Raw genomic sequence first — 9,060 nt, 5'->3', positions numbered from 1 at the left:
GAAAAGCTCTTTCAAAAGAAAAAACAGAGACGATTTTGATAATAATAGTCAAAATCGTCTCTGTTTTCTATAAATAGTAGTTTATTGTCCCACTCTCAGTAGTTCATATCCTTTCTTTTCAGCTATAAATATTTTCCTGTTACCGAGGCAGAATCAACTTTTGCAGCTAAAGGAGTGCCTTCATAAATTAACTGACCGCCGTTGCTACCGGAACTGGGACCAAATTCAATCATCCAATCAGCTAGTTGAATAAATTCTGTATTATGCTCGATAACTAAAAGCGTATTTTTTTTCTCTAGTAACTCATCGAAAATTGTTAGCAATGCTTGAATATCTTTTTTACTTAGTCCTGTTGTAGGTTCGTCTAAGATAATTATTTTCTTTTGACTATCAAGGTTAAGAGCTAGTTTAAGTCGCTGTAATTCACCGCCAGATAATGTATTAAGAGTTTGACCCAATGTTAAGTAGCCCAGACCTATTTTATACAACCAGTTTATTTTTTGAGAGATTTTTGGCTGATCAGAGAAAAAAATGAGACTATCTTCAACAGATAAGGAAAGTAGCTCCACAATATTTTTCCCGCGATAAGTATATTGCAAAACTTTCTGCTGATATTTTTCTCCAAGGCAAGCCTCGCAGGTCGTTCGAATAGGATCAAGGAAAGCCAACTCGGTTTCAATATAACCTTTTCCTTTACAAACGGGGCATGCTCCTTTTCCGTTAAAACTAAAATAACTTGCCGCCACTTGATTTTTTTGACTATACAATTTGCGAATATCATCGAACAAACCAATGTAAGAAATGAGGGTAGAACGACTACTACCACGAATATTTTTTTGCGTCACATAAAGAGTATCTTCAGGATAATTTTCTAATATTCCTTTGGCAAAAGAGCTTTTTCCAGAGCCGGCAACTCCTGTAATGGCAATTATTCGTTCTTTTGGAATGCTGACAGAAAGATTGTGCACGTTGTTCTTAGTGATATTTTTAATTGAAAAATAATCTATCGGTGTTTCTTTTTTTTGTCTAATCAGAGGTGGTTCTTCTTTCTTAATTTTTTCCCATTCTGTGTAATTACTAATACTAGTTATTTCGCCCCCATGAATTCCTGCGCCTGGTCCTAGTTCAAATACCGTATCAGCTAGTTGAATTATTTTTGGATCATGATCAATTAGTAAAATCGTATTGCCTTTATTTTTTATAGCTTCGATCAACTGACCAATTGCTTGAATATCTTGAGGATGTAAACCAACGCTAGGTTCATCAAAAATATACATCATATCAGATAAGCTACTTCCGATTGAGCGAACTAATTTGATTCTTTGTGATTCTCCACCAGAAAGAGTACCAGTTTCTCTAGCTAAATTTAAATAGTCTAAGCCAACTCGACATAAATAATTTATTTGTTGAAGAGCATTTTCAATAATCAGTTGAGGTTCTTTTCCTTTTAAAGACATTAGGAATGACTGAAGCTCATCTAACTGCATGGCCAAACATTCACCAATGTGTTTCCCATTTATTTTACAAGATAGGGCCTCTTCATTTAAGCGGTATCCGTGACAAGTAAAACAAGTCTGCTGTTTTGTTACCCGTTGTATATCTGGGAGATAACGTTTAAAGCTTTTAGATGTATTTTGAATAAACGTATGAGTTATTCTTGGTATAAGACCTTCAAAAAGAGCCGATTTATACCAACCAGGCAAAGGATTAGGCGGTTTTATTTCCGCAGAATATAAGAGCAAATCAATTTCTTCTTCTGTAAAATCAGCGAGTTTCTTATCATTATCGAAAAGCCCAGAATCCACATAACGTTTCCAGCGATAGCTACCTGGTTGGAAGGTTTCAAAACGAATGGCGCCTTCATTCAAAGTTTTGTCATAATCCAAAAGTTCATTTAGTTTAAATTCAGTTATAATACCCAAACCTTGACACGTTTGACACATGCCATTAGGATTATTAAACGAGAACCTATCTGAATAGCCAATGAAAGGTTTTCCAAACCGAGAAAAAAGTAAGCGCAAAGTTGGATTAATATCTGTTACTGTTCCAACTGTTGAGCGACGATTATCACCTAACGCTTTTTGATTAACAATTATGGCTGGTGATAAATGTTCAATAGAATCAACGATAGGTGTTTCTAAATGAGGCATTCGATTTCTAACATAACTGGGATAAGTTTGATTCATTTGTCTTTGGGCTTCTGCTGCAATTGTACTGAATACTAGAGAGGACTTTCCAGAACCAGAAACCCCAACAAAAGCATTGATTTGATGTTTGTTAATAGCGACATTGACATTTTTTAAATTTCGAGTTCGCGCACCACGAACAATAATTTGACTCATCATAACTCCTCCTTTATCCTTATAATAGAAGTTAAATATGTCATTTTCTGTCAGTTTATAAGCGAAAGGGTAAAAAAATATGAGAAAAGAACAAATTTTATATTCTATGATTTGGTATATTCAAAGTAAGAAAGAATTTACCGCTCAAGAACTAGCAGATGAATTTAAGGTTTCTGTTCGTAGCATTTACCGATATATTACAGATTTAGCTGAACTTGGTGTTTATGTTGAATCTAAAAAAGGTAGAAATGGGGGCTTTAGAGTTCTTCCAAATCAAGTTTTACCTTCAATCATGTTTACAAAGGATGAGCTTTTTTCACTCTATTTTGCGATTGAATCTTTAACGGAGTATAAAGATTTTCCCTTTAAATTAAATGGAACAGCAGCAAAAGAAAAATTACTAAGTGTTGTTCCAATAGAGTTGAGACAAAAATTAGAAAAATTTTCGGATCATTTTCAGCTTTCTACGCCAAAGCAAGCAGTTTCTTCTCTTTACTTAAATGATTTAATTAAAGCCACCTTGGAGGGAGTGGTTATTAAAATTGATTATCAATCGAAACAACAACAAAGCGAAAAAATAGTCGAGCCGATTGGTATTTATGCAAGTAATGGTTATTGGTATTTTGTTGCTTTTGATAAAAGGATTCAGGAAGCAAGACATTATCGAGTGGATCGTATCAAGCAATTAACGATGATGGAAGAGCAGGTTGAAACTGTTCGGGTACTAGAACCAGAAATATATAGTCCTAGAAAAAAAGTGGATTTATTTGTCGAACTTACCAAAAAAGGAGTACAGCAGTGCAGAGAAAATAGATATGTCCATTCCTACGTTCAAGAAACAAAGGAAGGATTAGGTGTTCTTTCCATGATTATTGATGAAGCTGATATTCCTTTTACAACAGATTTTTTTCTCCTTTTAGGGAAAGAAGCAAAAGTGAGAGAACCTCAAGTAATGGTAGCTAAATTGAAGGAAAAAGCAAACGAGTTATTAGCACAGTATTCTGATTAAATCTTCTGAGTTAAAATAAATCTATGAATTAGCAATTGAACTAAAGAGAGAATAACATCGTAGTTAGGAGGAAAAGTAATGAGTGTGAGTTACATTCTTTCATAAAAAAATGTAAAGGATGAAGGAAATGATCAAAAAAGTAACTACAGAAGACGAAATGGGTCGTATTTCAGAGATATGGCTAGAATCGAATATTGAAACTCACGATTTTATTGCTGCTGATTATTGGAAAAGTCATTTGGCTGAAGTGAAGCAATTAATGATTGAAGCAGAAATATACGCCGTTTATGAAGAGGAACAGCCAGTCGCATTTATTGGGTTGGTAGGAAATTATATCGCTGGAATTTTCATTTTGAAGGACTATCAGAAAAAGGGCTATGGCAAAAAATTGTTAAAAGTAGCGCAACAAAAATATTCGGAATTACATCTTTCCGTTTATGAAAAAAATCAAAATGCTGTCGCGTTTTATAAATATCAGAATTTCATCATTATAGAACAAAAAATGGATGAGAACAATGAAGTAGAATATTTGATGGTTTGGACGAAGTGAATAAAAAAATAAGGAACAAAAATCAGTTTTTCGATTTTTGTTCCTTGTTTTCTAATTTTTAAAAGCAAATTTTTTCTGCAAAAGCTTATAGATAATTGTAAAAACTAGTGCATCGAAAAAGATTGCTTCAAAGTGACTGGGTGTTTCTAAACCAAAAACGGTACCAAAAGGAATTCCGCTTGAGATAAAGGGAATAAAAGGTCGATTTCCATGATTAAAATTAAAAATAATTCCTAAAATAAATTGAGCAGCATGTAGAGCGAAAATGGTTAGCATCGAATAAGCGAGACTATCAAAGACAATTTTCCGTTCTAGCTCATCTAGTTCTCCTTTGACCGTTTTAAAAGCAATTTTTAAAGCACCAAAAACAGTAAACATTGAGTAAAAAGCTAGAAAAAACAGTGCTAAAGTAAATACCAAGTCAATAATAAACATCAAAACGATTCCTCCTCTAATTTAAAAATTTCCTCTACACTCATTTGAAAGTACCGTGCAATTTTTAGTGTTAATTCGAGACTGGGATTGTATTTCATTTTTTCAATAGCATTCATTGTTTGTCTAGAAACACCTAAATCTTGGGCCATTTGTATTTGAGCAATTTTTCTTGATTCTCTAATTACTTTTATTTGATTCCACACATTCATAAGGATGATCCTCCAAATTAAGTAAAGTTATCTTTACGTAAAGAGTAACATTTTTTGTGGCACATGTAAAGATATCTTGACGTAAAAAAGATGGTTTTTTTGATCGCTACGAATCAAAAAAAATTTCTCTTCTCCTATTGTAGTCTAGGGAAAACTTCGTTATTCTTAGAGTAAGAAATTATTTTTATAAGAGGAGAAATAAAATGATTCGAAGTGAGATGAAAAAGAAAGCGCAGTTAGTGATGCATGGCAAATATGGGGCTTGGAGTTTAATTGTTCTCGTTCCATTTATAATTGGAGGATTCTTTTTTCTTGTCTCCTTATTTTTAGTTGGCAGTACGTCAGGAGAATATGAAAGTAACCAATACCAATCTTGGCAAGATAAGGATTATGATAGATCAAATAAAATAAATGGAAATGAGTATCAAGCTGCTTATAATGAAGGCTATGAAGCTGGCTATAGTGAAGGCTATGATGAAGGTTGGAGTGATGGATGGGACGATAGCTTGATGGAGGATAGTGATTTTGGAGACGAACTTGATGATTCTAAAGATAAACAGTTAAAGACTCTTTCTAATGAAATTCACCCTCTAAATAAAACGAAAGAAATCAATTATACAATTAGTCATAGATATAATAACAGTGTGAGTGGTTCTACCTATGGGAACGGAGGTGGGTTCTTTTTCCTACTACTAAGTGTCTTAATTGGTTTTTTAATCGTTCTCTATGATGGAATGTTAAGATGGGCAGCAGTGGATTCAATCGCGGGAATACCTTTTAGTTTAAAAACCGTTTTTGATGATTTTATACGTAAAAACGGGAAGAAAGTGGCGCATGCTAATTTCTGGATAACAGTATATACGATATTATGGTCGTTCCTATTTTTAATCCCTGGAGTGATTAAAGGAGCCGCTTATTCAATGACCAATTATTTAATGAAAAAGGATGAGCAGCTTTCTGCTAAAGAAGCTATTGTTCTTAGTCAAAAATTAATGCACGGCTACAAAATGGAATACTTGATTTTACGTGTATCTTTCTTTTTTTGGTCGTATGCAAATGTCTTCAGTTTTGGGCTTGCTTCTTTTTATGTACTTCCTTATTATAGCGTAACAGAGGTGCTATTTTTCGACCAAATTATTCAGGATAAACATCACTTGTTTACAGGAGAACAAGAGGATGGTTTTGAGGATTTTTAGAGAAATTTTACAAAAGTAAAAGAACGTTGCAATGAATGAAAAAACATTCGTTGTAACGTTCTTTTTTATTGATGCTCCTTCTTTTTTCTTAACCAGCAGAACTAGAAGCTAAGAATGGACTTAAAATTCCTGCAAAAGCTTGGATGTTTCTAGTTTGAATAAGCAATTTGCCTTTTCCGTGGAATTCGTTAACCACGCCTTCACCAGTTGTAAAACCAAAGAGACCAGAAGCAACTTTGATTTTATAATCTAAAGAATCTGACCAAGCAATTACGTGTTGGTTATCAACAACAAACGGTTGCTCACCGTCTAAATCAAGTTCAATTAAATCTCCATAACTATTAACCAATAGACTTCCTTCACCTGCTGTTTCCATCACAAAAAGTCCGCCGGTACCGCCAAAGATGGCACCACTTAATTTTTGACGTTTCATATTGTAAGATACCGTGGCATCACAAGCTAGAAAAGCTCCTGTATTTAGACGCCAGTGAACAGCTCCAACTTCTAATTGTTTGATTGCTCCAGGTGTGGAAGGTGCTAGGGCTATTTTTGCACCATCACTTAATCCAGTTGCTTTAGTGATAAAAAAGCTTTCACCACTAGTCATAGATCGTCCTAATGCACGAATGGCGCCACCTAAACCAGATTTACCATTACTATTCATTTTGCCCTCTAGGTTAATTTCACCATTGTGATAAACCATAGCACCACTTTCTAATTGAATATTTTCACCTTTATTCAGTGAAACTTCAACTAGTGGAAAAACTGTGTTTTCCGTCATTTGATAATTCATATTACTATACCCCTTTTTTCCTTTTTTTGACGATGATAGAAAAGTATCATCTATTAAATAGTAACGTAAAATGTTCTATTTTTATAACTTTTTTTCTTTTTCTAATCAAATTGTAAAAAAATATCATTTTTAATAAATTATAAAAAGTAACTTTCTTTGAGTAACCCAAATAGATAAAGTAAAAGTGACCAGGAATTTTAATATAAGTATAGAAAAGTGGTGAAAAAAATCAATAAAAAGAATTGTTATTTAACCGCGTGTTTACTAACTAATTATTTGCTTATTTAATTACTGTAAAGTCACTGCTTTTGGCTAGTCAGGAAGTTTTAAATAAAAATTCATTGTTTTTTATTGTAAGGGGTTTCTGTTGTATTTTGAATGAGAGTAACCCTTGGAAAGTGAAAAACACTAAAATAATAATTGACTTGTCAGTTGGATGTTTTATAATGTAAATAAAAGTTGTGGCTAAAGAATTTTTTTTATGCTAAATTAAAATTTTTTATTCATTTCTTATTGACATCCTTATCAGACAGTATGAGTGAACAGGGAGGTGAATAAATTGAAACGAATAATAGGTTGTACAGCAGCGGTATTATGTGGTGGAAAAAGTGTACGTATGGGATTCGATAAGGCGCTATTACAAATAGAGGGTGAATATGTTTTACCGAAAACCGTTAAACACCTTGAAACTCTTTTTCAAAAAGTCCTGTTAATAACGAATGATCGTGAGAAGTTCTCCTCTTTATTTTTAGAGAATCAAATAATGGAAGACGCTTATTTGGAGAAAGGCCCCCTAGGAGGTTTGGTAACGGCATTAGAAAACCTTGAAACTGACTCTTTGTTTTTAATAGCATGTGATATACCTGTTATAAAAGATGAATTAGTCTATAAAATGGCTCAGTATACAAAGAACTACGAGGTTGTGATTTGTAAACAAGAAAATCGATTAGAACCACTATTTGCATTTTACAGTGCTTCTTGTCTACCTATTTTTCAGAAACAGCTTTCTACCAATGATTGGAGAATTAGGAAAAATTTTCATCAATTCTTAGTAAAAGAAATTGTATTGGATGGTTCGTATGAATTGCGGAATGTAAACACGCCAGAGGAATTAGCACTATGGAATCAATGACACTGATTTATGAAAGGGGTTTAGGATGGATTTTTATAGTAGTAAAGAGGTCGTTGCAAGTCTAGGAGATAAAGCTAAGGAGAAAAGTCAATTACCATTTGTTCGTTTAAGTATTTTAGGTATCATGGCAGGTTTTTTCATTGCACTAGGGTATCTATCTTTTATAAGAGTAACGGGAACCCTACCAAAAAGCTGGGGCAGTTTCTCAGCACTGCTGGGTGGTTGTTTATTTCCGATTGGATTGGTAGCGCTTACTTTTATAGGTGGTGAATTAGCAACAGGAAATATGATGGTTATGGCACTTGGTGTGTTGCAAAAGAAAATAACGATGAAAAGTTTACTTTTCAACTGGCTAGTTATTTTAATTACTAACTGCATAGGTGGCTTCTTAGTTGCTTACTTCTTTGGTCATGTTGTTGGTTTGACAGAAGGAGCATTTATGGAAAAAACAATTGCAGTGGCACAGGCAAAAGTAGCAGATTCCCCATTAGTAGCGATTGTTTCAGGGATTGGCTGCAATATTTTCGTATGTATGGCGGTTTATTTAGGTGCAATGGGCAAAACATATCTGGGAAAAATGTTTGGTTTGTGGTTTCCAGTGATGGTTTTTGTTGTCTGTGGGTTTCAGCACGTTGTTGCCAATGCGTTTATTATTCCAGCAGCAATCTTTACAGGGGAAAGTTCGATTCATTGGATGCAGTATTTGACAAACACGGTATTTGTTTTTATTGGAAACGCGCTAGGTGGTAGTTTGTTTTTGGCAGTTCCGTTAATGTTTGTGAATGTTCAAAAAGAAGAAGTCAGAGAGCAAAGTGGTGTTTATGAAAGATATTGAAGTTCCTCGGATGATTCAGATTGGGTCAACTGGTAGAAATAGTGGAAAAACAACAATGGCGAAAGAACTAATTGCTTATTATTGTAAAAGTACCTCTGTTTTTGGCTTAAAAATAATTACAATTACTGGAGATCGCGGGAAGTGTCAGCGAGGTGCTGTCGGTTGCGGTATTTGTACTAGTATTGACGAGGGGTATGAACTGATTGAAGAAAAAAATAGCACAGGAACAAAGGATACAATGGAGTTGCTGAAAACTGGGTGTGAAAAAGTCTATTTGCTAAAAGTATTTCGAGAACATTTACTAGATGGCTTCTTAGCTTTTCTAGAATTGGTTCCAGCAGATTCCTTGATTGTTTGTGAGTCGAATTCGATTCGTGAAGTCGTAAAACCAGGGGTATTTGTCATGATGGATAATAAAAAGAGAATCAAAGAAACCGCTGCTAGAGTGATTGATCAAGCAGATATCGTTTTGAAAGAAGCAAAAGGAACAGTTGTTTTTGATTTTTTTAAAAGTAAGAATGGTGTTTCATTTACTTAAAAGTAAAAGGTGGGAGATGAA

10 protein-coding genes are annotated in these 9,060 nt (G+C 34.0%); 6 read left to right on the top strand and 4 right to left on the bottom strand.

Going from position 1 to position 9,060, the window contains the following annotated elements; genetic code table 11:
- Positions 1-122: 122 nt before the first annotated feature.
- A complete protein-coding gene (locus BCR26_RS12390) occupies positions 123-2,342 on the bottom strand; it encodes an ATP-binding cassette domain-containing protein (RefSeq protein WP_069699310.1) in 2,220 nt (739 codons plus the stop codon).
- A gap of 79 nt (positions 2,343-2,421) precedes the next feature.
- Here BCR26_RS12390 and BCR26_RS12385 point away from each other — a divergent pair, with 79 nt between their 5' ends.
- Both BCR26_RS12385 and BCR26_RS12380 read left to right on the top strand, forming a co-directional pair.
- Positions 2,422-3,351: a helix-turn-helix transcriptional regulator gene (locus BCR26_RS12385; RefSeq protein ID WP_069699309.1), complete on the top strand. Its 930-nt coding sequence runs from the start codon at positions 2,422-2,424 to the stop codon at positions 3,349-3,351.
- A 127-nt stretch (positions 3,352-3,478) separates the two neighbouring features.
- The gene (locus tag BCR26_RS12380; protein WP_069699308.1) at positions 3,479-3,901 is read left to right on the top strand and encodes a GNAT family N-acetyltransferase; all 423 of its coding nucleotides are present in this window, start codon (positions 3,479-3,481) and stop codon (positions 3,899-3,901) included.
- A gap of 51 nt (positions 3,902-3,952) precedes the next feature.
- On the opposite strand, the gene BCR26_RS12375 is transcribed toward BCR26_RS12380, so the two are convergent.
- Entirely contained in the window at positions 3,953-4,336 is a 384-nt protein-coding gene (locus tag BCR26_RS12375; RefSeq protein ID WP_069699307.1) for a hypothetical protein, read from the bottom strand.
- Complete coding sequence (locus tag BCR26_RS12370) at positions 4,336-4,545, bottom strand: helix-turn-helix transcriptional regulator (protein ID WP_069699306.1); 210 nt, start codon at positions 4,543-4,545, stop codon at positions 4,336-4,338. The genes BCR26_RS12375 and BCR26_RS12370 overlap by 1 nt, the downstream gene beginning before the upstream one ends.
- 203 nt (positions 4,546-4,748) lie before the next feature.
- On the opposite strand from BCR26_RS12370, the gene BCR26_RS12365 reads away from it, so the two are divergent.
- On the top strand, positions 4,749-5,741 hold the full coding sequence (locus tag BCR26_RS12365; protein WP_069699305.1) for a DUF975 family protein: 993 nt from the start codon (positions 4,749-4,751) through the stop codon (positions 5,739-5,741).
- An 88-nt stretch (positions 5,742-5,829) separates the two neighbouring features.
- Here the strand turns inward: BCR26_RS12365 and BCR26_RS12360 are convergent, their stop codons facing one another.
- Complete coding sequence (locus BCR26_RS12360) at positions 5,830-6,534, bottom strand: TIGR00266 family protein (protein WP_069699304.1); 705 nt, start codon at positions 6,532-6,534, stop codon at positions 5,830-5,832.
- 559 nt (positions 6,535-7,093) lie between these two features.
- Here BCR26_RS12360 and mobA point away from each other — a divergent pair.
- Genes mobA through BCR26_RS12345 form a run of 3 tightly spaced genes read left to right on the top strand, consistent with a single transcriptional unit; the run spans position 7,094 to position 9,039 of the window.
- Positions 7,094-7,666 carry a molybdenum cofactor guanylyltransferase gene (mobA, locus tag BCR26_RS12355; RefSeq protein ID WP_275950779.1) on the top strand — a complete coding sequence of 191 codons (573 nt, stop codon included), beginning with the start codon at positions 7,094-7,096 and terminating at the stop codon, positions 7,664-7,666.
- A 25-nt stretch (positions 7,667-7,691) separates the two neighbouring features.
- The gene (locus BCR26_RS12350) at positions 7,692-8,501 is read left to right on the top strand and encodes a formate/nitrite transporter family protein (RefSeq protein WP_069699303.1); all 810 of its coding nucleotides are present in this window, start codon (positions 7,692-7,694) and stop codon (positions 8,499-8,501) included.
- Entirely contained in the window at positions 8,488-9,039 is a 552-nt protein-coding gene (locus tag BCR26_RS12345) for a hypothetical protein (protein WP_245341959.1), read from the top strand. The genes BCR26_RS12350 and BCR26_RS12345 overlap by 14 nt, the downstream gene beginning before the upstream one ends.
- The last annotated feature ends 21 nt before the right edge of the window (positions 9,040-9,060 follow it).

Origin of the sequence: Enterococcus rivorum (assembly GCF_001742285.1) — a bacterium.
GTDB classification, from domain to species: domain Bacteria; phylum Bacillota; class Bacilli; order Lactobacillales; family Enterococcaceae; genus Enterococcus_L; species Enterococcus_L rivorum.
This window is presented reverse-complemented; position numbering and strand designations above follow the sequence as displayed.